The sequence below is a fragment of the Staphylococcus sp. acrmy genome (genome assembly GCF_022690565.1).
Lineage (GTDB): Bacteria > Bacillota > Bacilli > Staphylococcales > Staphylococcaceae > Staphylococcus > Staphylococcus caledonicus.
The window spans coordinates 38195-60361 of record NZ_JALCVE010000005.1 but is presented as its reverse complement, the minus strand read 5'-3'; the positions used below and the strand labels follow the sequence as shown (position 1 = coordinate 60361).

At 30.7% G+C, this 22167-nt stretch carries 33 protein-coding genes and 1 riboswitch; of the genes, 16 read left to right on the top strand and 17 right to left on the bottom strand.

Translation table 11 applies throughout. The features are described 5' to 3' along the window. Positions 1–394: 394 nt before the first annotated feature. The gene (locus FH144_RS06585; RefSeq protein ID WP_242314523.1) at positions 395–796 is read right to left on the bottom strand and encodes a hypothetical protein; all 402 of its coding nucleotides are present in this window, start codon (positions 794–796) and stop codon (positions 395–397) included. A gap of 401 nt (positions 797–1197) precedes the next feature. Then, entirely contained in the window at positions 1198–2073 is an 876-nt protein-coding gene (locus FH144_RS06580; protein ID WP_198610991.1) for a LysR family transcriptional regulator, read from the bottom strand. Between the two features lie 127 nt (positions 2074–2200). On the opposite strand from FH144_RS06580, the gene FH144_RS06575 reads away from it, so the two are divergent. Then, complete coding sequence (locus FH144_RS06575) at positions 2201–3385, top strand: MFS transporter (protein WP_242314522.1); 1185 nt, start codon at positions 2201–2203, stop codon at positions 3383–3385. A gap of 63 nt (positions 3386–3448) precedes the next feature. On the opposite strand, the gene FH144_RS06570 is transcribed toward FH144_RS06575, so the two are convergent. The 5 genes from FH144_RS06570 to FH144_RS06550 all read right to left on the bottom strand — a co-directional run bounded on the left by FH144_RS06570 (position 3449) and on the right by FH144_RS06550 (position 6145). Then, positions 3449–3625, bottom strand: a complete 177-nt coding sequence (locus tag FH144_RS06570) for a hypothetical protein (RefSeq protein ID WP_167409759.1) — start codon at positions 3623–3625, stop codon at positions 3449–3451. A 161-nt stretch (positions 3626–3786) separates the two neighbouring features. Beyond that, positions 3787–4593, bottom strand: a complete 807-nt coding sequence (locus FH144_RS06565) for a hypothetical protein (protein WP_242314520.1) — start codon at positions 4591–4593, stop codon at positions 3787–3789. Positions 4594–4728: 135 nt separating this feature from the next. Then, a complete protein-coding gene (locus FH144_RS06560; RefSeq protein WP_107507519.1) occupies positions 4729–4956 on the bottom strand; it encodes a hypothetical protein in 228 nt (75 codons plus the stop codon). 66 nt (positions 4957–5022) lie between these two features. Continuing rightward, a complete protein-coding gene (locus FH144_RS06555; RefSeq protein WP_242314518.1) occupies positions 5023–5310 on the bottom strand; it encodes a hypothetical protein in 288 nt (95 codons plus the stop codon). A gap of 91 nt (positions 5311–5401) precedes the next feature. Continuing rightward, on the bottom strand, positions 5402–6145 hold the full coding sequence (locus FH144_RS06550; RefSeq protein WP_242314515.1) for a poly-gamma-glutamate hydrolase family protein: 744 nt from the start codon (positions 6143–6145) through the stop codon (positions 5402–5404). A gap of 151 nt (positions 6146–6296) precedes the next feature. Between FH144_RS06550 and FH144_RS06545 the strand changes: the two genes are divergently transcribed. Next, positions 6297–6905 (top strand): GNAT family N-acetyltransferase, encoded by a 609-nt coding sequence (locus FH144_RS06545; protein ID WP_242314513.1) that lies wholly within the window; start codon positions 6297–6299, stop codon positions 6903–6905. 38 nt (positions 6906–6943) lie between these two features. Here FH144_RS06545 and FH144_RS06540 read toward each other — a convergent pair whose 3' ends face one another. Further along, entirely contained in the window at positions 6944–7723 is a 780-nt protein-coding gene (locus FH144_RS06540) for a hypothetical protein (protein ID WP_242314511.1), read from the bottom strand. A gap of 167 nt (positions 7724–7890) precedes the next feature. On the opposite strand from FH144_RS06540, the gene FH144_RS06535 reads away from it, so the two are divergent. Then, complete coding sequence (locus tag FH144_RS06535; protein ID WP_242314509.1) at positions 7891–8127, top strand: hypothetical protein; 237 nt, start codon at positions 7891–7893, stop codon at positions 8125–8127. 71 nt (positions 8128–8198) lie between these two features. Here FH144_RS06535 and lnsA read toward each other — a convergent pair whose 3' ends face one another. From lnsA to tsaA, 3 genes are all read right to left on the bottom strand, one after another. Next, on the bottom strand, positions 8199–8738 hold the full coding sequence (lnsA, locus tag FH144_RS06530) for a lipoprotein N-acylation protein LnsA (RefSeq protein WP_242314741.1): 540 nt from the start codon (positions 8736–8738) through the stop codon (positions 8199–8201). A gap of 215 nt (positions 8739–8953) precedes the next feature. Beyond that, entirely contained in the window at positions 8954–9142 is a 189-nt protein-coding gene (gene tsaT, locus FH144_RS06525; protein ID WP_103167556.1) for a type II toxin-antitoxin system toxin TsaT, read from the bottom strand. 24 nt (positions 9143–9166) lie between these two features. Beyond that, complete coding sequence (gene tsaA, locus FH144_RS12110; protein WP_423585904.1) at positions 9167–9424, bottom strand: type II toxin-antitoxin system antitoxin TsaA; 258 nt, start codon at positions 9422–9424, stop codon at positions 9167–9169. 504 nt (positions 9425–9928) lie between these two features. Here tsaA and FH144_RS06520 point away from each other — a divergent pair. After that, positions 9929–10132, top strand: coding sequence for a sterile alpha motif-like domain-containing protein (locus FH144_RS06520; protein WP_107507389.1), 204 nt, complete (start codon positions 9929–9931; stop codon positions 10130–10132). A 6-nt stretch (positions 10133–10138) separates the two neighbouring features. On the opposite strand, the gene FH144_RS06515 is transcribed toward FH144_RS06520, so the two are convergent. After that, complete coding sequence (locus FH144_RS06515) at positions 10139–10366, bottom strand: hypothetical protein (RefSeq protein ID WP_107507390.1); 228 nt, start codon at positions 10364–10366, stop codon at positions 10139–10141. A gap of 226 nt (positions 10367–10592) precedes the next feature. On the opposite strand from FH144_RS06515, the gene FH144_RS06510 reads away from it, so the two are divergent. Then, positions 10593–11180: a histidine phosphatase family protein gene (locus FH144_RS06510; RefSeq protein ID WP_242314507.1), complete on the top strand. Its 588-nt coding sequence runs from the start codon at positions 10593–10595 to the stop codon at positions 11178–11180. Positions 11181–11388: 208 nt separating this feature from the next. On the opposite strand, the gene FH144_RS06505 is transcribed toward FH144_RS06510, so the two are convergent. Continuing rightward, positions 11389–11880, bottom strand: coding sequence for a GNAT family N-acetyltransferase (locus tag FH144_RS06505; protein WP_107507392.1), 492 nt, complete (start codon positions 11878–11880; stop codon positions 11389–11391). A 265-nt stretch (positions 11881–12145) separates the two neighbouring features. After that, a complete protein-coding gene (locus FH144_RS06500; protein ID WP_242314505.1) occupies positions 12146–12568 on the bottom strand; it encodes an organic hydroperoxide resistance protein in 423 nt (140 codons plus the stop codon). 164 nt (positions 12569–12732) lie between these two features. Between FH144_RS06500 and aroD the strand changes: the two genes are divergently transcribed. Both aroD and FH144_RS06490 read left to right on the top strand, forming a co-directional pair. Further along, positions 12733–13458 (top strand): type I 3-dehydroquinate dehydratase, encoded by a 726-nt coding sequence (gene aroD / locus FH144_RS06495; RefSeq protein ID WP_242314503.1) that lies wholly within the window; start codon positions 12733–12735, stop codon positions 13456–13458. Positions 13459–13528: 70 nt separating this feature from the next. Beyond that, a complete protein-coding gene (locus tag FH144_RS06490; RefSeq protein WP_242314501.1) occupies positions 13529–14068 on the top strand; it encodes a nitroreductase family protein in 540 nt (179 codons plus the stop codon). Between the two features lie 76 nt (positions 14069–14144). Here the strand turns inward: FH144_RS06490 and FH144_RS06485 are convergent, their stop codons facing one another. Further along, a complete protein-coding gene (locus FH144_RS06485) occupies positions 14145–14468 on the bottom strand; it encodes a thioredoxin family protein (protein ID WP_107507396.1) in 324 nt (107 codons plus the stop codon). A 143-nt stretch (positions 14469–14611) separates the two neighbouring features. Between FH144_RS06485 and FH144_RS06480 the strand changes: the two genes are divergently transcribed. The 7 genes from FH144_RS06480 to FH144_RS06450 all read left to right on the top strand — a co-directional run bounded on the left by FH144_RS06480 (position 14612) and on the right by FH144_RS06450 (position 19211). Beyond that, positions 14612–14965 (top strand): arsenate reductase family protein, encoded by a 354-nt coding sequence (locus FH144_RS06480; protein ID WP_242314499.1) that lies wholly within the window; start codon positions 14612–14614, stop codon positions 14963–14965. Positions 14966–15079: 114 nt separating this feature from the next. Then, positions 15080–15460 (top strand): glycine cleavage system protein GcvH, encoded by a 381-nt coding sequence (gcvH, locus tag FH144_RS06475; RefSeq protein WP_107506208.1) that lies wholly within the window; start codon positions 15080–15082, stop codon positions 15458–15460. Between the two features lie 281 nt (positions 15461–15741). Beyond that, positions 15742–16128, top strand: coding sequence for a toprim domain-containing protein (locus FH144_RS06470; protein ID WP_103167034.1), 387 nt, complete (start codon positions 15742–15744; stop codon positions 16126–16128). Next, complete coding sequence (locus tag FH144_RS06465) at positions 16121–16417, top strand: thioredoxin family protein (protein WP_107507398.1); 297 nt, start codon at positions 16121–16123, stop codon at positions 16415–16417. The genes FH144_RS06470 and FH144_RS06465 overlap by 8 nt, the downstream gene beginning before the upstream one ends. 57 nt (positions 16418–16474) lie before the next feature. After that, positions 16475–16580, top strand: a riboswitch (SAM riboswitch). Between the two features lie 82 nt (positions 16581–16662). After that, on the top strand, positions 16663–17688 hold the full coding sequence (locus FH144_RS06460; protein ID WP_242314498.1) for a methionine ABC transporter ATP-binding protein: 1026 nt from the start codon (positions 16663–16665) through the stop codon (positions 17686–17688). Then, positions 17681–18376 carry a methionine ABC transporter permease gene (locus tag FH144_RS06455; protein ID WP_242314496.1) on the top strand — a complete coding sequence of 232 codons (696 nt, stop codon included), beginning with the start codon at positions 17681–17683 and terminating at the stop codon, positions 18374–18376. Before FH144_RS06460 ends, FH144_RS06455 begins: the two co-directional genes overlap by 8 nt. 19 nt (positions 18377–18395) lie before the next feature. Further along, complete coding sequence (locus tag FH144_RS06450) at positions 18396–19211, top strand: MetQ/NlpA family ABC transporter substrate-binding protein (RefSeq protein ID WP_198611004.1); 816 nt, start codon at positions 18396–18398, stop codon at positions 19209–19211. A gap of 56 nt (positions 19212–19267) precedes the next feature. Here the strand turns inward: FH144_RS06450 and FH144_RS06445 are convergent, their stop codons facing one another. Beyond that, positions 19268–19432: a hypothetical protein gene (locus tag FH144_RS06445; protein ID WP_242314494.1), complete on the bottom strand. Its 165-nt coding sequence runs from the start codon at positions 19430–19432 to the stop codon at positions 19268–19270. A gap of 166 nt (positions 19433–19598) precedes the next feature. Between FH144_RS06445 and FH144_RS06440 the strand changes: the two genes are divergently transcribed. Further along, positions 19599–19790 carry a CsbD family protein gene (locus FH144_RS06440; RefSeq protein ID WP_107507402.1) on the top strand — a complete coding sequence of 64 codons (192 nt, stop codon included), beginning with the start codon at positions 19599–19601 and terminating at the stop codon, positions 19788–19790. 184 nt (positions 19791–19974) lie between these two features. On the opposite strand, the gene popT is transcribed toward FH144_RS06440, so the two are convergent. Beyond that, positions 19975–20835 (bottom strand): polyprenyl-phosphate transporter PopT, encoded by an 861-nt coding sequence (gene popT / locus FH144_RS06435; protein ID WP_242314492.1) that lies wholly within the window; start codon positions 20833–20835, stop codon positions 19975–19977. Positions 20836–21292: 457 nt separating this feature from the next. Between popT and sufC the strand changes: the two genes are divergently transcribed. Then, entirely contained in the window at positions 21293–22054 is a 762-nt protein-coding gene (sufC, locus tag FH144_RS06430) for a Fe-S cluster assembly ATPase SufC (protein ID WP_107507404.1), read from the top strand. The last annotated feature ends 113 nt before the right edge of the window (positions 22055–22167 follow it).

Sequence of the window (22167 nt, the reverse complement as noted above, 5' to 3'; positions counted from 1 at the left end):
AGAGTTAAAGATATAGGAAATCCTGATATTTAATGTTTATTGAGGCTAAGGCATTGATTATTTATTCAGTGTAAAACCGACAAACTGTCTCCAAAAGTAGGAATTTCGGCGAATAAATTCAAGAGATAAAAAATAGGGGATGACGACAGAAATCTAATGTAATTTCAAAGATTTCTATCGTCATTCTTTACCAATGTTGACTAGAGAAGAAAGTACGGTTTTATTTACCCTTTTTAATGAACTATTACAATTATGAACTTGAAGAAAAGCATCTAAAGTTAGTTACAAATACGAAGCGATATAAAATACATTGTTTTTAATTACAAATCTAAAATAACTTTAGCATTGTAATTTTTTATTAGATTAATATAGATGTTAATAAAAGTGTTGAAAATTATTTTAAGGTTTTGTCCATTGCCGTTTTATATTTATTAAATACATTATCATCAATATCGCCATTCATCTGAATTAGCATATTATCTTTAGCATAAACATATGAATAAAATATTGCACTAGATTTTCCTAATTCATCATAATATTTCTTCGTTTCTTCTAAATCTTTTTTATTTTTAAATTTAAATATTCTAGCATTTTTGTTATCTTCCACTGTAAATATTTTTGCATCTTCAGATTTCATAGGAGCCATTCCGAAATCTTTGTGTTTCATTGTTCTTAGATTTTTTACACTTAAACTTTCACTTTTAAATTTATTTATTACATCACTAATTTCATAATTTTTACCACAAGCAACTAAAATTAGAACTCCTACTAACAAAATATAAAGCAACTTTTTCATCCTTAATATCCTCCTTATTAAATTTTATATTTGAACATATGTAAAAGACGTTGAATTATCTTATTATATGTAAATATCATTTACTTATTAAATTACAGCTTATCTTATAAAAAGGTTTATAAGACCTATTACTTTAACTCTTAGATCATAGTTTTTACCTACTGTGGACTAAGCAGAAATCATGATACTTTTTAAAATTTTAAAATTATAATCTTATTATATAATTTATCGGAGAAAAATAAAGTGTATTTTACAATATTTACAGTTGAAAATAAATTTGTTTTTATCAAACAAAATAGACGTATTTGTGCAATTTTTAAACACAAATACGTCTATTTTTTTAGTATTTAATTTAAATGAAAAGGCGAATTAGCGTACCCGGATACTTACCTCATAAATTACTAATTAAAAATGTGGTTTTTAGAAAAATCGACGAAATTTGTGCTAGCTTTTGATAATAAGTCTTTGTTTTTAAAAGCTAAGACTACGCGATTTTTAAATTGCTCAGGCATTTTTAAATATTTAACATTACTTGTATCTGTAACAGATGTTTCTGGAATAAAAGTGAATGAGCCACTGTATAATGCGAGCTTATGGGCAGTGTCTATACTCACAGTCTCGATAGTCACATTTGGACTAATCTCATAGTATTTCAAGATATTGTAAAACAACTTCCGTAATCCATACCTATCTTTAAGCATAATAAACTTTTGATGATTAATTGAACTCATAATTTGATCTAACGTCAGATTATCGAGATCTTTATACAATATATTTTGTGACGAGATAACCAGATATATATTTTCTGCATAAAGCTCGGCATAATCGATACTTGAATTCCATAAAGGCAAGGTGTTAAAACAAATATCAATTTTATTATCTAGTAATTTATTTTCTAAATCTTTAGTATCTCCCTCAATTAAATCAATTTTAATTTTAGGATATTTTTGTGTGAATGCAGGCAACACTTTATGTAAAACATGTGACGCTAAAGTTGGGTTAGTACCAATTCTTAAAAAGCCAGAGTCGTAATTTGAAATATTAGTCAGTTTTTGAGTCATTTTCAAATACATGAGATCAATATCTTTCAAATATTCATAATAAATTTCACCTTCAGTAGTCAAGATGAGTGGCTTCTTCTTTCTATTGAAAAGCGTTACGCCTAAAGAGGTTTCAATATTTTTTATGTAATTGCTGTAGTAGGGTTGAGAAACGTATAGTTTATTTGAAGCTTTGGAAAAGGATCCTTCTTTAATAAGCGTATCTATAAAAAGCAATTCTTTATTAATATTATCACCTGCTTATAACTTATTTATTATAACTCGTATATGATAATAGGAATTTTACATTTAGTCAATTTAGAGAGAAAATTGATAGTGTTCTAAGAAAAGAAAGGGTGATAATTTGGCAACGAATATAGATGAAAAAGAAAAAATATGGACGAATAGTTTCGTATTAAATTTTATAGTTAACTTTCTAGTTAATTTAAATATGTATTTGTTAATAGTTATAATAGCTGGATATACACAACAGCAATTCAACGCGTCTGAGAGTACGGCGGGGCTCGTAGCTGGATTATTTATCGTAGGTTCACTATTTGGTAGATTTATCATGGGGAAATATGTCAACAGTTTAGGGCCTAAAACAGTATTAATTATTGGGGCAACGTTATTTACTATAACAAGTGCTTTTTATTTTGTAGAAACTTCAGTAGGATTTTTAATATTAGTTAGAATCTTAAACGGGTTCTCATTTGGTGTTTGTACAACATCTACCGGTTCAATAGCTGGTTATATCACTCCTCAATCACGAAAAGGGGAAGGTATTAGTTTATTTAGTTTAAGTATGGTGCTTGGAGCTGCAGTTGGGCCATTCTTAGGTTTACTTTTATTACAAGATTTTAGTATTGAAGTTATTTTCGGCCTTAATTTAATTTTAAGTGCTATATCACTTATCATTGCATTAATTATGAAAGTGCCATTTGAAACAGTTAAACTTTCTAAAGAAGAGAAAGGTTTCCACATTTCTCAATTCGTAGCTAAAGAAGCAATTCCAATTGCTATCGTTGTTTTCGTTTCTGGTTTAACATACTCTTCAATTTTAAATTTCATGAATCCATTTGCTGCACAAAGGGATTTAGTGACTGCCTCTAGTTATTTCTTTATTGTCTATGCTATCATTTCAATTATCTCAAGACCGATATGTGGTCGATTAATGGACAATAAAAATGAAAACTATGTAATTTATCCTAGTATCATATTTTATATCATATGCTTTGTTGTTTTAGCTAACTCCCAATCATCATGGATGTTATTACTAAGCGGTGCAATATTAGGTTTAGGTTATGGTAACCTTACTTCTACATCACAATCTGTTTCTGTTAAAGTTGTGCCTAAAGAAAAAATTGCACGAGCAACTTCAACATTCTTTATTGGTTTAGATCTTGGTTTAGGTTTTGGACCATATCTATTAGGAAGCTTTGTTCATAAAGTAGGTATTAGTAATATGTATCTTATTATGGCAGCAGTTTTAGTAGTTACATTCTTTATATATTATTTAATTCATGGGAAAAATGTACGCACTGCATAAATAAGTTGAATATATCAAACAAGCCCATAATCGCATGGTTATGGGCTTGTTTTTTAATTAAAATTAGTTGTTATTTATTTTTTTACCTTCAGTACGTCCAGTTTCGCCCTTATCTTTATGAGCTTTCGGATTATCCTTTTTATGTGTACTTTTCTTCACAGGCTCTACTGAGTCTTTATCGTGGCTACACGCCCCTAATAATAGAAAACTTGAAAGTAAAATAAAAGCTACTTTTTTCATAATGTCACCCTTTGTTAAAAAATAATATTGGAATATTCAAATAATTATATTTTAAGTATGACACATTTTATTTAATATTCAATAGTTATTATTAAAGTTAAAAAAACAGACATAAAGCATAAAAAAACAGGTAGGTGAGCCTACCTGTTTTCATGCTTTAATTAGTTAGCGTTATTTCCATTTTGAGTAGATTCAGGAGTTGTACTTTCCTGAGTTGAGCCCGTTGTGTCTTCACTACTTTGGTTGTCTTCGCTACTATTAGCTGAATATGTTTGAATTTCTGAGTTAGACGATTGATCATCAGTATTTGTATTGTTCTCTGTTGAAGCATCGTCATTTCTATTATTATTACCAGTATTATTATTTGTAGTTTCGCTTGTTTGATTATAAGTTTGACCAGTATTATTAGATTGATTTGTGTTTTGGTTATTAGTATTTTGTTCAGCAGTGTTTTGATTACTATTTTGGTTATTTAAATCGCCATTAGACTGGCCTTGGCCGTCATTTTGTTGATAAGTAGATTGGGCGTTCGTTGGTTGTTGCTCTTGAGTAGGCTGTTGTTCTTGTGTTGCATTTTCTTCACTACCATTATCTTGTGTGCTATTTTGTTCTTCTTGAGTTTCAACACTACTATTGTCTTCGGATGATTCATTATCTTTGGATTTATCATCATCTTTTGAATCATTTTTGTCTTTGTCTTTATCTTTGTCCTTATCCTTGTCTTTAGATGACTTGTCCTCATGTGATTTTTTATCTTTCGTTTCTACAGCTTTGTTCGTAGATGGGTTATTGCTTTCAATCATTTTATGAATACCTAGAGCCAGCATACTTAATAGGATAATTGTAATAGCCATTGCAAAGTATTTTAAGTAATTCTTATTTTTAAAAACCGCAACAATAGCGAATAAAATGATTATGAATGCTATCAGTAAAAGAGCCATGCCTATGTAGAACAACATTTTATCCATATCTTACCTCCGTTTATTTTAAATCATTAATTATATTGTACTATACTTATAAAACAATAAATATTAATGTGTAATTAACATCTAATTAATTTTTGAAAACAATTGTGTAAATAGGGGGATAGAATATTTACATTATTAACTATGTGTCTTATCGAAAATGTTCAATTCTTCATTTTCTTCACTAGCAGAAACATATAAAGTGTCATCATAAATGTGGGTTTGTTCAGATTGAGTGTTTAAATTAATTTCTGCTAAAATTCTAAAAGCGCCATTATCTAGTGGCTCAACTATGGAAATTTCATTATTATTTTCTTGAATCATTAAACGTCTTTGTGAGTGGTTATTTATTTTCCAGTTATTCATATATTCACCTTTTCTTCAAAAATAAAACTACGTCAGCGTCATTCTAACGTAGTAAGAGGGTTAATCCTAATTAAAGCTTCTTTCAATTTCTGTAAAAGCTTTATTAGTTACTTTAATATTATCAATTCTATCTGCCGAAATTTTTCCGTCTAAATAGCCGTAGTCAATGAATACTTTGCAGTTTTCTAAAAAGTCGCTATACTCTCTATCGCAAAAATAGTCATCTTGAGCTATAATACTATCTTTAAAATCATTAGCTTCATGTTCGCTTTGCCCGCTATTAGAACGTTCCATATACAATTTATAAAATTTTGCGATTGTATATTTTTGTTCTTTTGTTAATTCATCTAACATTGAAATTCCTCCCTCATAATTAATTAGTTATACCCCATTTTATAGGTTAAAAAAACGTCTTTACTTAGAGAATTGATGGGGTAATATTGATTTATTGTGCATCTTTAATACCTTCATCAACGGCTCTTGCAAATTTGTAGAATGTCTTTGTATAGTTGTCGTAATTGCTTCTGGTTTTTTGATCTAGGTTTTTATTTTTGAAAAATAGTGCTCTTTGTCCGGTAGTTAATTCGAGTTGAACACCGTTATCGTTATGTCTATTGATAATATTTTCATCTGAGGTTGCTTCGACACCTTTAGGACTTTTTTGAATTGTAAAGCCTTTATCTTTAAGAGAACTTTTAATGGAATTAGCTAGTTTCTTATCCTTGCCCCCAACATAGACGATAGGGTCTTCACCAGCATAGCCATGAATCGATATTGTTTCATCTGTATGCTTTAACATTTTTAATAATGTAGGTTCGTCAAATACGGTCGAAGTGATATGAAGTTGTTCATTATGATCAGGAAGAAGCCCTTCAAAGGTGTAGTAGTCATATTTTCCAATATTTGAAATACGGCGTGCTAATTCAGTAGTACCTGGTTCAATACCGCCGCCATGAATTGCAGTAATCAATATATGGTTGTTCTTTCTGTTTTTAGTTCTAACTCTCCAATCTTCACCTTCAGTTGTATGTTTTTTTAAATCTTGAAAATTGGAATAGTAATCTGAAGAATGGTTTTTCTTTTCTTCGCGAGTTTTATAAATGACAAATGCGACAAGGACTACACCGATTATCAATAAAATGATAAATAGGTAATATAACTTTGAATACCAATTTTTTCTATTTTTCATAGGACCTTCCTTATATCCTTATTTAGTAGGGGAATAAATTTAAATTAATCATTTATAAATTAGCTTTTACATTATAAGTTATTTTATTAAAGAGCTCAAATATTGTTTGTTTTTCAAAAATAAAGTTAATAATACAATAGGAGATATTTAAATGAGTAATATTCAAATAGAAGCAGCACAACCTCAACATAAAGAAGGTGGCAAATTAACCTATGCTGCTATAGATGACATGGCCGAAGTTATACTTGGTACGTATAAAGATAAGGCTATTGAGGCTGATTTACAACAGTTATGGGAAAATCGCGCAAATCGATTTAGTCATGATATATCATATGTAGCTACTCAAAATAATGAAGTGCTTGGCGCGATAACGTGTGGGCCTTTAACAGAGATAGAAGAAAGAATGACACCCACAGTATTTCAAATTATTTCAATGAATAAACTTAGACCATTTCTTTCTATTTTTAAACATCCAAAGAAATTTTATTCTTTAGTAACAATGGATGAAGGGGAAGAAGGCGACTACCATATAAGCATGTTAGCCACTATGCCTAATGCTAGAGATAAAGGCGTCGCACAAAAATTATTGAATTTTGCGGAAAATAAAGCCAAAGAAGCGGGATATAGTAAAATATCATTAACCGTAGTTAAAGATAATGAGAAAGCATTAAATTTATACAAAAAACAAGGTTTTGAAATAATAGGCGAAATAAATAAAAAGCCTTTCTATCTTTATCAAATGAGAAAAAATATAAATTAAAAGAAGTGCTATTAAATTCGCACTTCTTTTAAAGATAATTATTGTTTATATTGATCATATTTGCCGTTTGCTATATCTTGCTCTCGTTCTTGAATTGTTTTATATACTTCGTCGGCATCATCACCATCATAATATCCTTGCTCTATTGCAGTTTTAGTTTGGAGTTCAGCTGACGATAAACCACCATGATATTTTTTACGTAACGCATCTACATATTCATCTTCAGTCGTGGCAGCATTAATTTCAGCATTAGGATCTTGATTTTCATTATCTTGAGAAGAAACATTAGAATTATCTTGGCTACGTTCATAAACTGATTTTTCTTTTCCGCTTTCTACGCGTAATGAGCTAGCATAAGCTGCACTTGCTGGTCCTTCCATGACATTCTCTTGAGGTATCACACCATTTGAAACTGCACTATTATATGCAAGAATTTTATCAGATTCTGAATAGTTATTACTATTAATGATCGAAGCTAAAGTGGCACGGTCAGTAATATTACTTACATCTACTTTAGTAGTGTTTTGTAAATTATTACTTTCGTTCTCATTATTTGAGGTATTTACATTCTCTTGTTGATTTTGTTTGTCATCATTAGTATTTGATGATGCTTGATTTTTATCCTCATCTTTCTTACTGTTCTCTTTTTTACTGTTTTCTTTCTTATTAGAAGATTTTTGTTCTTTTGAATCAGATGAAGAAGTAGTTTTTGAGTTAGACTTTTTATCATCGTTACCATTATCTTTGGTGTCCTCAACTTGACTGCATCCTGTTAATACTAAAAAACTTAAAAATAATGTAAATAAAACTTTTTTCAATTTAATCTCTCCTTGTTCACCAGATATTATTATTTTACTATAAAATAATTACATAAATCTTTATAAATTTATAAAATATCGTAAAAGCGTTTACATAAATCACACATTCACTTCACGGTTTATTTACATAGATATGATAAATATGAAGTGAATAGGATGTGATATGAATGAAAAAGGAAATTTTGAAAAAGTACTTTAATAACAATGATTTCAAAGCAATTGCGATTGTATTTGGTTCTAAGAAGATAGTGTTAGAGAACGATATTCATGTAGATTACGAAAATGAAATTATCATTTATCCATTAAAGAATTGTACGCGTATCATCCCATTTAGTTCTATTTCTTATATTGATTTATTAGAAGAAAATGAGTTTTTTGTAAATTACTTTAAAGAGACGGTTTAAAAGGCTAAATAGAAAAAGAGGTTGGAGATAATTACTCAAGATTAAAAACTTGAGCTACTAATCTCTCAACCTCAATATTTTTTAACTAATTTTAATTGATACTCATCTGTAAAATTATCGACTAAGGCATAAGGTGAAATAATGAGCAATCCATGATCATTAATTGCATTTTTGCTTACGCCATATTTATATGCTTGGTAAATAATTTTTGTACAGTATGTAAAGCGCTCGCTTTTAAGATTTAATGTTACTAAATAGGTTTTATCGCTATCTTTATAATGATTTTTAGCCCAATCGGCCGCTTTTTGACCAGCTCCGGGTTTAGCACAACGATAAACTTTAATCCAATCGTCTTCACCTTCACCAAATCTTTGTTTAAACGATTCGAAAGATTCGGTAATAGGTTTGTCGCCAGGCCCTTCAATTTGTAATACAGTGTCATGATCAAGGGCAATGCTAGAGTGACCAAAAAATCCGAATAACACAGGGCCTTTTGTGAGGATAATGTCACCTGGTTTTAAATCAAAGTCATCGTTAGTAGTGGTAGTAAGTTCTGAGTAGTCAGAGTTAGCTTCAGTTAGTGGCGAGATAAACAAGAAAGTAAGTAGCATGATAAGTACAACTTTGTATATATAGGTTCTTATGAATTTCAATGTATGTCTCCCTAGTTTTTTAAAACTTGATATTTACTAATTTATCTAAAAGAACACTTATATTCAATAAATAAAAAAAGAGCAAGATAGAAATCTAATGTAATTTTAAAGATTTCATACTCTCACTCCGACAAAATTAAACAAGCCTTTTAGCTCATTTTCAAAAATGAAGGTTATAATACGCCAAATATTAGCACATAAATCAGTAATGCAAAGCCGAAAATGTAAAAGATCACTGTAAAACCTAAATATGATTCTTTGCGTTCTTCTTTTTTAGATTTAAGTAATAAGCCTAATATAATTGAGGCTGCTACTACGAAAATGATACCCAGCCATAATAAAATGGTTAAATGCATACTCATGTTCCAAGCCTCCTAATGGTTAATTTAGAAAAAAGTGTATATCAATGGATATACATAATATAACAGTAAAATCACATTAACTAGAAAAATGATTTCATTAATAAGATTCTTACACATTATAGCAATAGTTAAACTTAAAATGATGGCTATGCCACTGATTACTAGTTCTGGTACGAGCCAGAAATAATCGTCTAATTCAGGATAGTAGGTGACGATAACATTAAAACCTAAAAATAAAATTGTCATAAAAATATTAAGCCAAAATATTTTATTTATTTTCATAGGTCTCTCCTCATTTTAAGTAAAATCTTTAATTTAATAATATCACTTATTTTCTAAAGGTAAAATGAGTTATTCGTTTAGTAACAATAATGTCTTTAACTATAAAAATATAAAAAAACTGCCTGCTTAGACCAAGTCTAAACCGACAGTACGACATTGTTTTAATAAATCCTAGCCACAATCGAAGAATTGTAAATAGTGAAATTCGACAATTAGTATAAATAATTCAATTTTAAACTAAATATACAAATAGATAAAGTTCACAAAAATGTCACATTTAGCAAAAAATAAATTAGTGCTTATTTAAAAATTAAATGGTTTAATTATTTTAAATAGCAAATAGTTTTGCATTATATATTTAAGTAATAAACAATAATCAACATTTCCACATAGATTGATTTTATTGAATATACCAAAATATTTACATATAATTACGAGTAATCCTATATGTTTTAACAATCAACGTTTCCAAAGCCCCAGCTAGAGATACTAAGGAGGATAATTATGACATTTTATGATTTTATTATAGGTTTTATAAATGATGATACGCCTCTTGGAAGATTAGCGAACTATATCGCTAATGATTGCCAATTTCCAAAGCACGAGCAAAACAACAAAGCTATAAGAGCTTACGTTATGTCTAACTACGTAGACCATCAAATTATTGAAAGCGCCAATAGAGCGATTAGTTTATATAAATTAATTTAAGAAATATTAATACCAATTTTGGGTGTTAAGCGCATCCCATACATCTTTTGTTCTGAAATTAATTTCATTATTTTTTATTGAAAAAGGCTGAATAATTTCTCTGTCCATCCATGAATTAATAAGTTCATTAGGAACGCCATCAAGTACCATGTCTGTTTTACTAACTATTAAACATTCCCAATCTAATGAGAGTTTATTAGGATTGACATAATTATATTCATTATAATCACTCATAATTAACACTCCTTTAGTGATTCCAAATCCTATAATCTTTATACCCAACACATTCGGGATAAAACTACTTCTTCGCGATTTTCTTTTTTCTACTTTTTGAAAATTAAGCTATTAATGTATACTATTATATGAATAAATAATTATGAAACCGAGAGTTTTAATAGTTAGTAAAATGAAAAAGTTATCTTAAGCATAAGCTTTTTTATCTAAAAATGAGGTGCAATCAATGTCTAAAACACTTTATTTAATGAGACATGGACAAACAATGTTTAATTTAAGAGGCAAAGTACAGGGGGCCAGCGACTCTCCATTAACCGAATTAGGAATTTCCCAAGCTCAAAAAGCAGGACAATATTTCAAAAATAACAATATCATCTTCGATCATTTATATGCTTCAAGTTCCGAACGCGCCTGTGATACGTTAGAGAATGCAGTACCTAATACGTTATATCAACGGGTAAAAGGACTTAAAGAATGGAGTTTTGGACTATTCGAAGGGGATAGTAAGCAATTACTTGATGCTTTGTGGGAAAGTGAAGATATATTTGGCGAACGCTTAGTACCTTTCGGTGGAGAAACTCATCAAGAGGTTGAAACACGTTTGAATCGTACGCTAATTGATATTATGGAGAAATCAAATAGCGATACGGTTTTAGCCGTGTTGCACGGAACAGCGATTCACGCTTTTTTAGGAAAATGGATAGGGGTTAGCGCAGGAAATGATTATTTTATCGGAAATTGTCATATTCTAAAATTTGAATACAACCATCATCAATTTAAATTAATTGAAAAAGTAGATCCCATTGCAGAGTAATAACTGAAAATATAGCTAATATTATGCTCCTTTCAAAGTTGACGTGAACATCTAATCACTTTGTAAGGAGCATATTTATTAAATGAATAAACAATATAATAAAATGCTAATTTTCTAAAAATTAAAATGTAAAATATACAACTTACGTGGATAATAGTTAAAGGCATTTATAAAACGGGGAAATAGTTTTTGCATTATTTACTGATATTTAAACCATATCATGTTGTAACCAATGCACATCAAAGTATTCGTCTCCAATTTTAGTTGATTTAGTTTCTAAGCCTAATGTTTCAAACCCTAAAGAAGAGAAGAATATCTTACCACTAATGTTATTAGAAGTTACACTAGTCATTAGTTTTTCCACACCACGAGATTTAGCGAATTCAATCACTTCACGTATTAAGTCGCGAACTGAATCTTCCTCTTCCTTATCTTTTAAAAATAAATTTTCAATCATTGCTTTATGTTGACTTCCTACTTGTTTCAGCTGACGAAGTGTCACACAAGCGACAAGTTCATTATCTTTAAAACTTCCAAAGATATTCCAATAGTCAGTTTCTGGAGATAAAATATAATTAAGACAATCGTGTGTCACGTGTTCTAAATATAGTTTATCCCAAGAATAAGTATGTGAATTGCTTGATAATAATGAGGTATAGTCATCTAAATCATTTGTGTTTAATATTCTTATTTCTGCCATTTTATCCTCCTCATAAAACAGATAACTTTAATCTAAATGATTAGTACTCGAAAATTTAAAATTTAATAAAAGAAAATTTGATAGAGTAAAAAACAATTTATGTAAAATGATTTCCATTTCTATAAGTATAAATGTTTTATAAAGTTTTTTAATTACTGTATTTATAGAATAACTTAAAATCGCAAAATATACAAAAAAAGGGACAGAAAAATTCCAAGAATCTTTCTGTCCCTCTAAATATATTAAATTACAAGTAAAAGCTATATTAGTCTACTACTTGAACGTTTAAGTCTACATCGATATTGCCACGAGTTGCTTTTGAGTATGGGCAAAATTCGTGTGCATCTTGTAAATATTTTTCAGCGTCTTCTTGAGATAAGACGTTTTTAACTTTTGCGTCGATTGCTACGCTTAATTTAGGACTTTCTGCATCTGGATCGTCCTCTAAACGTACTGTTAATGTTACTTCAGGTTCAGCATCGCGAACTTTATTTTGTTTTAAGATAAGGTCGAATGCACCATTAAAACATGAAGCATAACCTGCTGCGAATAATTGTTCAGGGTTTGTCGCATTGCCGTCCGCTTGTTGTGGTGGTAATACATCTGCGTTGATTGCTTTATCGTCAGTGTGTACATGTCCTTTACGTCCACCAACGTTTGTCGCTTTTGTTTCATATTGAACTGCCATTATTATTACCTCCTATAAATCTAATACAACTATTGTTTACCCAACTTACAATTTTTAAACCATATTTAAATTTATTTTTTGAAAAGTATTGCTCACATTGATTGGCTAGAGTAGTGCAATAGTTTAAAATATAAACAAATTATACTAAGAAAGTAGGGAAACCCATGACAACTGTAGATGTAGCTGCAACCATAGCGCCAGAGGGATTACTCGAAAATACAACTATTGATGATATTAAGGAACATGAATCGAATATAGACATTATTGAATTACGTATAGATCAATGGGCACATCATCATCTTCAGTTGTTAAGACAAAATCTTTCTTTATTAAAACAAGTAGATTCTGACTTTAAAGTTTTAGTGACATATCGTACCGCATCTCAAGGCGGTAAAGGGAACTTGTCATCTGAAGATTATCTTGAACTATTACGAGACATAGCCATAGTAGATGACTTCCATATGCTTGATATAGAGTGGGATAGCGATATACCACCTCAAACACTTCGTGATATCGTTCGTTTGGCACAACAAAATTATAAACAGGTTATAGTGTCGTATCATAATTTTTCAGAAACGCCTGGTATAGATGAATTAAGATTTATTTATTATAAAATGCATCAGTTGAGCCCTAACTTTATTAAAATTGCGGTTATGCCTAATTCTCGAGAAGATGTGGCTATTCTATTGGAAGCGATGGCTTCTAGCGTGGATGCAGTGAGTTGTCGCATGATAGGTATTTCAATGTCTGATTTAGGATTAGTTAGCCGAACTGCACAAGGCGTGTTTGGAGGTTCTATATCTTATGGATGTTTAGGTGAGCCACAAGCACCAGGTCAAATTCATGTAAAAGCGTTAAAAGAGCAGTTGGCATTTTACGAAAATACGTAGGAACTATTTGAATTTAGTAGTGTGAGGCTTTATAATTGATAATAGTTATCAATATGAAGGAGCGATAATTGTGGAACTACAAGAAGCAATTTCTTCAAGAAGAAGTATTAAGAAATTTAAACATGATATGACGATAGATAATAATGACTTATTTGAGGCTATTGAGAAAGCTACTGATGCTCCTAACCATGGAATGAGAGAACCATGGAGATTTATTCATATACCTAAAGAGAAATTAGGAGAAATGAGTAGAGATGTAACGTATTTTGCATTTCCAAATAGTCCTGAAAAACAAGAAGATCATTATAACAATGTAACTAAATTAGGCGGAATGTTGGTATTAGTAGTTAAAACTGATCCAAGACAACGCCAAAATAGTGAGAATTTCTTTGCGATGGGTGCCTATGCTCAAAATTTAATGTTGTTATTACATGAAAAAGGCATTGGCACATGCTGGAAGACTCCACCATATATCTTCGACCCTAAAGTACGTAAAGTATATGGAATTAAGGGCGACGAAGCTATTGCTGGATTACTCTACTTAACTGATTTAGAAGATGTGCCAACAAAAGCACCTCGTAAAAATAAAAATCTAGTTTCTGAATATTAAATGTAAAAAAAGCTAGGACCCTGATATACAAGGATCCTAACTTTTCATATATTATTGGATTTGTGAGTTGTGTTCTTTATTTATTAAATGTTTCGTCTAAGAACGATTCAACTTGTTCTGGAGATTTAGCATTTGCTGAATGTAAATGTGCACGTTTGTTACCATTTTCAAAAACTAATAAACTTGGAATACCCATTACATCGTTATCTGCCGCAACATCTTCTAACTCATCACGGTTAACTGTATACCATTCGTAGTCATTATATTTCTCCATAATTGGATCAATCCACATATCCATCGCTTTACAGTCAGGGCACCAACCTGCTTCAAATTTCACGATAACAGGTTTATCACTTTGAATTGTAGAGTTAAATTGTTCATTTGTATTAATACTTTCCATATATAACGCTCCTTTTTTAATAAATGCTAAAGGTATTATAACTAAATTATTACTTTATTTGAAAAATTAAGCTTAAAAGATAGAGCGTTTCCATAAATTATCTGATATATTTAGGATAAGTCTAATTAGGAGGTTACATCTGCATGATTAAATTTTATCAATATTCAAATTGCACGACTTGCAAGAAGGCTGCAAAATTTTTAGATGACCACGGCGTAAGTTATGAACCTATCGACATTGTTCAACACACGCCTACTAAAAAAGAGTTTGAAGAAATTATCAATAAAACAGGTGTTGAAATAAATAAATTATTTAATACACACGGAGCAAAATATAGAGAATTAAACCTAAAAGATAAATTGAAAGATTTATCTAAAGATGAAAAGTTAGATTTATTAGCTTCTGATGGTATGTTGGTTAAACGACCATTAGCTATTTCAGGCGAAAAAATTACTTTAGGTTTCAAAGAAGACCAATATAAAGAAACGTGGTTATAGGTTAAATTTACAAATTTTAATTTTATAAATTATTCGAATTTTTATATTAATAGTTGAATGAAACTTAACGGTATGGCATCATTAAATTGTAATTATTTTTAGGAGGGGATTTTCGTGGCAGTACCGAGCGAATTTAAATATTCAAAAGAACATGAATGGGTAAAAGTTGAAGGCAACACTGCAACAATCGGTATCACTGAATACGCACAAGGTGAATTAGGTGATATCGTATTCGTTGAATTACCAGACGTTGATGATGAAATTAATGAAGGGGACACATTTGGTAGTGTAGAATCAGTTAAAACAGTATCTGAATTATACGCGCCAGTATCTGGTAAAGTTGTTGAAACTAACGACGAATTAGAAGATAGCCCTGAGTTCGTTAACGAATCACCATACGAAAAAGCATGGATGGTTAAAGTTGAACTTAGCGATGAAAGTCAATTAGACGAATTATTATCTGCTGATCAATATAAAGAAATGATTGGTGAATAATTTACTTAAACTCCTTGATTATATATCTGGGAGTTTTTTATTTCTGGAAAATTAGGTTTTGTATTAAACCTTTAAATATAAAATTGTACTTATAGCTATACATAAATAGCTTAATTTTTGTTTTATCTTATATTTTATGGCGTGTTGTTCTAACTAATAATGTCTTAGCTTTATATTTTTACTCATTTTCAAAAGTATTGAATTATAATAAATGTTTAGCTTTTTGAGTTTCTGTGAAGAAGTAAATGATTGTTTATTATCGACTTAGAAGGTGGATGAACATGGCAATTTTAAATAAGGTTATTATTGTTGAAGGTAAATCTGATAAGAAGAGAGTACAACAAGTCGTTGCTGAACCTGTGAATATCATTTGCACACATGGTACAATGAGTATCGATAAATTAGACGATATGATTGAAACTTTATATGATAAGCAAGTGTATGTGTTAGCAGATTCGGATAATGAAGGCGAGAAGATTAGAAAATGGTTTAAACGTTATCTTAGTGAAAGTGAACACATCTACGTGGATAAAACGTATTGTGAAGTAGCACGATGCCCTAAGAACTATCTTGCTCACGTATTAAGTAAACATGGCTTTACAGTTCGTAAAGAAAAAAGTCTAATTCCTAATTTAAGAACTGAAAGGTTAGTAATTATGCATGAATAATTCTATAGAAATTGAAGATATTAGTGAACATTATAATAAAGATAAACATTTAATTTTTGGTTACACACCAATGTGTGGAACATGTAAAATTTCAGAACGGATGTTAGATATAGCGAATGAAATTTTACAGTTACCAATTAAGAAGATAGATTTAAATTATCATCCAGAATTTAGTGAAAAAAATAAAATTATGTCTGTGCCTGTACTCATAGTCATGAACAAAGATCAGGAAACCGATAGAATTTATGCTTTTCAATCGGTTCCTTATTTGTTAGAAAATTTAAAATAGTTGTTGACGAAACTAGAGTGCAATGGTAGGATATAAATTAATTAAATAGTGCGAAAACTCTTATCAAGAGAGGTGGAGGGATGTGCCCTATGAAGCCCGGCAACCGTCTTATTATAGAAATGGTGCCAATTCACATAAAGTGCCACACTTTAGAAGATGAGAGAAAGATGATTCAATGCTTTCTCCACCGACTAAAGTGGGGAAAGCATTTTTTAATTACATAAAGGTTTAAGGAGGCATTTAACGTGATTGAGTTGAATCAAGTTGTTAAACGTTATCACACAAAGAATAAAGATGTACTCGCTGTTGATCACGTTGATTTAAAAATAGAAACTGGCACAATTTTCGGAGTTATTGGATTCTCTGGTGCTGGTAAAAGTACGTTAGTGCGTATGTTCAATCATTTAGAAGAACCTACGTCAGGCGATATCATTATTGATGGTGACAATATAAATAAATTGTCTAAATCAGACTTACGACAAAAACGTCAAAAAGTAAGCATGATTTTCCAACATTTTAATTTATTATGGTCGCGTACCGTCTTACGTAATATTATGTTCCCACTTGAAATTGCTGGCTTTTCAAAAGATAAAGCTAAAAAGAGAGCGTTAGAACTCGTAGAATTAGTTGGCTTGAAAGGTAGAGAAAGTGCTTACCCTTCAGAATTATCTGGTGGTCAAAAACAAAGAGTAGGTATCGCTCGAGCATTAGCCAATGAACCAGACGTATTATTGTGTGATGAAGCCACAAGTGCGCTAGACCCACAAACGACTGATGAAATATTAGATTTATTATTGAAAATTAAAGAACGCGAGAATTTAACGATTGTTATCATTACCCACGAAATGCATGTAATCAGACGTGTGTGTGATGAAGTAGCAGTAATGGAAAATGGTCGCGTGATTGAACAAGGCAATGTCACTCAAGTATTTGAAAATCCACAACACGAAGTGACAAGACGCTTTGTAAAAGAAGACTTAGATGATGATTTTGAAGAATCAATTAAACATTTAGAGCCTTTAGATCCAGACGCTTACATCGTAAGACTTAACTTCAATGGTGAAAATACTACAGAACCAGTTATTTCTTACATAACTAAAACACATAATATTGATTTTAATATTCTTGAAGCAAATATTAAAAATACGCGTGGTAGTTCATTAGGATTCTTAGTTATCCACGTCCCACATATTGCGGAAAAAGATTTTGAAAATTTCAAAAACGACTTACATCAGCAACATGTCAATGTGGAGGTGATTAAACATGGATAAGTCTTATGGTGATATTTTCCACGAGATGATCACAATGCCTAATGTTCAGTGGCCAGAAGTATGGCAAGCAATTTACGAAACACTTTATATGACGATTGTGTCTACCATCTTTGCGTTTATCTTTGGACTAATTTTAGGGGTGTTATTATTCTTATCTGCTAAAAGTAATTCTACAGACGCAAGAGTGTTCTATAGTATTGTGTCGTTCATTGTTAACCTGTTCCGTGCAATACCATTTATCATCTTAATCTTGTTATTAATTCCATTTACAAGTGTCCTATTAGGAACAATTAGTGGTCCGACTGGTGCGCTACCTGCCTTAGTTATTGGGGCAGCACCATTCTACGCAAGATTAGTTGAAATTGCATTTAAAGAAATAGATAAAGGTGTTATTGAAGCGGCATGGTCTATGGGGGCAAATACTTGGACAGTCGTTCGTAAAGTATTAATTCCAGAAGCAATGCCTGCGCTAGTATCAGGTATTACAGTTACTGCCATCGCTTTAGTTGGCTCTACTGCAATTGCCGGTGTTATTGGTGCCGGTGGTTTAGGTAACTTAGCTTACTTAACTGGTTTTACTCGAAACCAAAATGATGTCATTTTAGTTTCAACAGTATTTATTTTAATTATTGTATTTATAATTCAATTTATTGGGGATTGGATTACAAATAAAATTGACAAACGTTAAAGAAAAGAGGATGGAATGAATGAAAAAACTTTTTAGTCTATTTTTAGTACTTACATTAACAGTCGTTTTAGCAGCTTGTGGTAATGGCAATGGTGGAAAAGATAAAAAAATTACAGTCGGTGCATCGCCAGCGCCTCATGCTGAAATTTTAGAAAAAGCTAAACCTTTACTTAAAAAGAAAGGCTATGACTTAGAAATCAAAACAATCAATGATTACACTACGCCAAACAAATTATTAGATAAAGGTGAAATTGACGCTAACTACTTCCAACACGTTCCTTACTTAAAAACAGAAAGTAAAGAAAAAGGCTATAAAATTGAAGATGCTGGTAAAGTTCACTTAGAACCAATGGCTGTTTACTCTAAAAAATATAAAAGCTTAAAAGACCTTCCTAAAGGTGCTACAGTTTACGTGTCTAACAACCCAGCTGAACAAGGTCGTTTCTTAAAATTCTTCGTTGACGAAGGTTTAATTAAAATTAAAAAAGGCGTTAAAATTGAAGACGCTAAATTTGAAGATATTACTGAAAACAAAAAAGACATTAAATTTAACAACAAACAATCAGCTGAATATCTACCTAAAATCTATCAAAACCAAGATGTTGATGCAGCAATCATTAACTCTAACTATGCAATCGATCAAGGCTTAAGCCCTCAAAAAGATTCAATTGCAGTTGAAAAAGCGAACAACAACCCTTACGCAAACTTAATTGCCGTTCAAAAAGGTCATAAAGACGATGAAAAAGTAAAAGCTTTAGTTGAAGTATTACAATCTAAAGAAATTAGAGACTTCATCAAAGATAAATACAAAGGTGCCGTTGTACCTGCTAAATAATAAATATTGAAATAAGCTCCGTAGTGATTTTATTGGCTACGGAGCTTTAGTATGTTTTAAATCGTTTTCGTATCACTATAGAGGATACCGACGCCAAACTTGTTTTGAGCGACGGCATACTCAAACTTAATAATTTCAATATAAGGATGCTCTTCTAAAAAGTTATTTACTTTTTTATTTAAGCCATTTTCTGTCATAGCACTAAAATTTATAAATTTCATAATATTCAACTCCTTCTTATGATTAAGTGTAGCATAGTGCTAAATGATATTATTAGTAGAATATTTCCGTTGAGCTTAATTAAAATATTTTGTTATTTATGTTTATAAGTAATTTGGCGGGGTATAGTATCTATGTAAATGACAGTCTACCAAGGAGGAATTTTAAATGGCTGAAGATAAATTTGAACAAGCAAAAGGTAACCTTAAAGAAACAGTTGGTAACGCAACTGACAATAAAGATTTAGAAAAAGAAGGTCAAAACGATAAAGCATCAGGTAAAGCTAAAGAAGTTGTCGATAATGTAAAAGACAAAGCTAATGATGTAATCGATAAAGTAAAAGGCGATAACAATAAATAAAGTCGTGTTATAGAACGAGCGCATGTGCATTGCACATGCGTTTTTTTGTGTTTATAAAGAGAAAGTTTAAACGTCTCGTGTGTTAATGCATACTCATGTTATAACCACTCAACACTTCACATTTTCCATATAAAAAAGCCAACAAAGAATTGGGCTTTGTTGACCTTTAAATTATAACTAAATATTATTCTGGAGTATCGACACTACTTGTTACTTGGCCTAAAACATAGCTTGCGATAAAGCCTAAAACAAGAGTGATAATAGAAATAATCCACTCGGTTGCTGAGCTTGGTAGGCCAGGGAAAACCGCAAAAATAGATCCTACCACGAAGCCAATAATTAAGGCGAATGTAGTGTAAAAGTAATGTGTTAAACAATACTTAATAATACGGCTTGAAAGTAAGAAACCTGTTAAAATACCAAGTCCTACAATTAGAAGTAGTGGAAGTCCGTCAAAGTTAAGTTTAACTAAATCTGATATTGCATACATAACTGTTCCGTAAGCACCAAATACTAATAACATAAATGAACCAGAAATTCCTGGTAATAACATAGCACTAGAAGCACATACACCAGCTATAAAGTATTTAATAATAAGACCAAAAGATAAATGAAGTGATGTGTCTGCGCTTTGGTCACCTGAATTTAATAAAGTTATTGCAATTAGTATAGCGATTCCGATAATCATTACAATGTAGTGTTTAGCAGAAAATGTCTTTTTAACATGGGCAGTTCTTAATAAGTAGGGAATGATACCGATAATTAATCCAGTAAAGAAGAACATAGTTACCACATGATGATGTTCTAATAGATAATTGATTAAGTTACTTAATACCCCGATTGCTAAGCCCATACCTATTAATATAGGAAGTATAAATTTTAAACTAGGCCAAAATCTTTTAGAAAATAGTCCGCTTATTGAGGAAATAAAGCCATCGTAAATACCTAATAATAGGGCTATTGTACCTCCGCTTATTCCGGGAACTAAATCCGACGTGCCCATACCAAATCCTTTTAAAATATTGCTCCACCTAAAATTTTTCATGAGCATTTCCTTTCTATTGTTAATTGAAAGAAAATCATAACAAAATTCTCAAAAATAAGAAAATAATTGAATTATAAAATTCAATAACATTGAAAGTTTGATTTATTTTACTCCAAAATTAAATTTTCTTAGCAAATGTCATCCAATAATCTGCAGAATTCGAACGAAAGGGGATGAGAAGTTATTAAAAATATACAAAGCCTTAGCCAAGCACATTTGTGTCTAAATTGTTTCTATTGAGAACAATGCGCGCATCATTATCAGTTGAAATCGATTAATGTTTGCTAGATAAAAATCATTTTAGATAAATAATAAGTCTAATTTGGAGTTTTAATAAGTTTATATTACGGGATATATGCGTTATAATGAGGTGTATTAAAGTATACAGAGCTTTTTGACTACACATTAAAATTATTATAAACTAGTTAAGAAACTTTATATGACGGAGGGAATATAAATGGCATCAACATTAGAAATTAAAGATCTACATGTATCTATTGAAGATAAAGAAATCTTAAAAGGTGTTAATTTAACTGTTAAGACAGACGAAATACATGCAATTATGGGACCTAATGGTACTGGTAAATCAACATTATCATCTGCAATTATGGGGCACCCAACATACGAAGTAACACAAGGTGAAGTATTATTAGATGGCGTTAACATTTTAGAATTAGAAGTTGACGAAAGAGCAAAAGCTGGTCTTTTCTTAGCGATGCAATATCCATCAGAAATCACTGGTGTAACTAATGCAGACTTCATGCGTTCAGCAATCAATGCGAAACGTGAAGAAGGACAAGAAATTAACTTAATGCAATTTATTAAAAAATTAGACCAAGAAATGGACTATTTAGATATCGATAAAGATATGGCTCAACGTTACTTAAATGAAGGATTCTCTGGCGGTGAGAAAAAACGTAACGAAATCTTACAATTAATGATGTTAGAACCTAAATTTGCGATTCTTGATGAAATCGACTCAGGTTTAGATATCGACGCATTAAAAGTAGTATCTAAAGGTATCAACAAAATGCGTGGGGAAAACTTCGGCGCATTAATGATTACTCACTATCAACGTTTATTAAACTACATTACTCCAGATAAAGTACACGTAATGTATGGCGGTAAAGTAGTTAAATCAGGTGGCCCAGAATTAGCTAAACGCCTTGAAGAAGAAGGTTATGAATGGGTTAAAGAAGAATTTGGTGCTACAGAATAGTCTATGAATTGTTCATTTAAATAATGAAACAAGACATAACTTACTTAATATACTTGCTAAATTAAACGCAACGAATTATATAAGACTGAGGAATAATACTTTAAGGTATGAGA

Coding starts and splice junctions, on each gene's coding strand:
- FH144_RS06535 (WP_242314509.1), top strand. CDS start 7,891: ATGAAAAAGGAAATTTTGAAAAAGTACTTTAATAACAATGATTTCAAA.
- sufC (WP_107507404.1), top strand. CDS start 21,293: ATGGCATCAACATTAGAAATTAAAGATCTACATGTATCTATTGAAGAT.
- FH144_RS06455 (WP_242314496.1), top strand. CDS start 17,681: ATGGATAAGTCTTATGGTGATATTTTCCACGAGATGATCACAATGCCT.
- lnsA (WP_242314741.1), bottom strand. CDS start 8,738: ATGCTACTTACTTTCTTGTTTATCTCGCCACTAACTGAAGCTAACTCT.
- FH144_RS06560 (WP_107507519.1), bottom strand. CDS start 4,956: ATGAATAACTGGAAAATAAATAACCACTCACAAAGACGTTTAATGATT.
- FH144_RS06450 (WP_198611004.1), top strand. CDS start 18,396: ATGAAAAAACTTTTTAGTCTATTTTTAGTACTTACATTAACAGTCGTT.
- popT (WP_242314492.1), bottom strand. CDS start 20,835: ATGAAAAATTTTAGGTGGAGCAATATTTTAAAAGGATTTGGTATGGGC.
- FH144_RS06545 (WP_242314513.1), top strand. CDS start 6,297: ATGAGTAATATTCAAATAGAAGCAGCACAACCTCAACATAAAGAAGGT.
- tsaA (WP_423585904.1), bottom strand. CDS start 9,424: ATGAAAATAAATAAAATATTTTGGCTTAATATTTTTATGACAATTTTA.
- FH144_RS06485 (WP_107507396.1), bottom strand. CDS start 14,468: ATGGAAAGTATTAATACAAATGAACAATTTAACTCTACAATTCAAAGT.
- FH144_RS06480 (WP_242314499.1), top strand. CDS start 14,612: ATGATTAAATTTTATCAATATTCAAATTGCACGACTTGCAAGAAGGCT.
- FH144_RS06440 (WP_107507402.1), top strand. CDS start 19,599: ATGGCTGAAGATAAATTTGAACAAGCAAAAGGTAACCTTAAAGAAACA.
- FH144_RS06515 (WP_107507390.1), bottom strand. CDS start 10,366: ATGAGTGATTATAATGAATATAATTATGTCAATCCTAATAAACTCTCA.
- FH144_RS06465 (WP_107507398.1), top strand. CDS start 16,121: ATGAATAATTCTATAGAAATTGAAGATATTAGTGAACATTATAATAAA.
- FH144_RS06555 (WP_242314518.1), bottom strand. CDS start 5,310: ATGTTAGATGAATTAACAAAAGAACAAAAATATACAATCGCAAAATTT.
- tsaT (WP_103167556.1), bottom strand. CDS start 9,142: ATGAGTATGCATTTAACCATTTTATTATGGCTGGGTATCATTTTCGTA.
- FH144_RS06445 (WP_242314494.1), bottom strand. CDS start 19,432: ATGAAATTTATAAATTTTAGTGCTATGACAGAAAATGGCTTAAATAAA.
- FH144_RS06570 (WP_167409759.1), bottom strand. CDS start 3,625: ATGAAAAAAGTAGCTTTTATTTTACTTTCAAGTTTTCTATTATTAGGG.
- FH144_RS06585 (WP_242314523.1), bottom strand. CDS start 796: ATGAAAAAGTTGCTTTATATTTTGTTAGTAGGAGTTCTAATTTTAGTT.
- FH144_RS06565 (WP_242314520.1), bottom strand. CDS start 4,593: ATGGATAAAATGTTGTTCTACATAGGCATGGCTCTTTTACTGATAGCA.
- FH144_RS06505 (WP_107507392.1), bottom strand. CDS start 11,880: ATGGCAGAAATAAGAATATTAAACACAAATGATTTAGATGACTATACC.
- FH144_RS06500 (WP_242314505.1), bottom strand. CDS start 12,568: ATGGCAGTTCAATATGAAACAAAAGCGACAAACGTTGGTGGACGTAAA.
- aroD (WP_242314503.1), top strand. CDS start 12,733: ATGACAACTGTAGATGTAGCTGCAACCATAGCGCCAGAGGGATTACTC.
- FH144_RS06510 (WP_242314507.1), top strand. CDS start 10,593: ATGTCTAAAACACTTTATTTAATGAGACATGGACAAACAATGTTTAAT.
- FH144_RS06550 (WP_242314515.1), bottom strand. CDS start 6,145: ATGAAAAATAGAAAAAATTGGTATTCAAAGTTATATTACCTATTTATC.
- FH144_RS06520 (WP_107507389.1), top strand. CDS start 9,929: ATGACATTTTATGATTTTATTATAGGTTTTATAAATGATGATACGCCT.
- FH144_RS06470 (WP_103167034.1), top strand. CDS start 15,742: ATGGCAATTTTAAATAAGGTTATTATTGTTGAAGGTAAATCTGATAAG.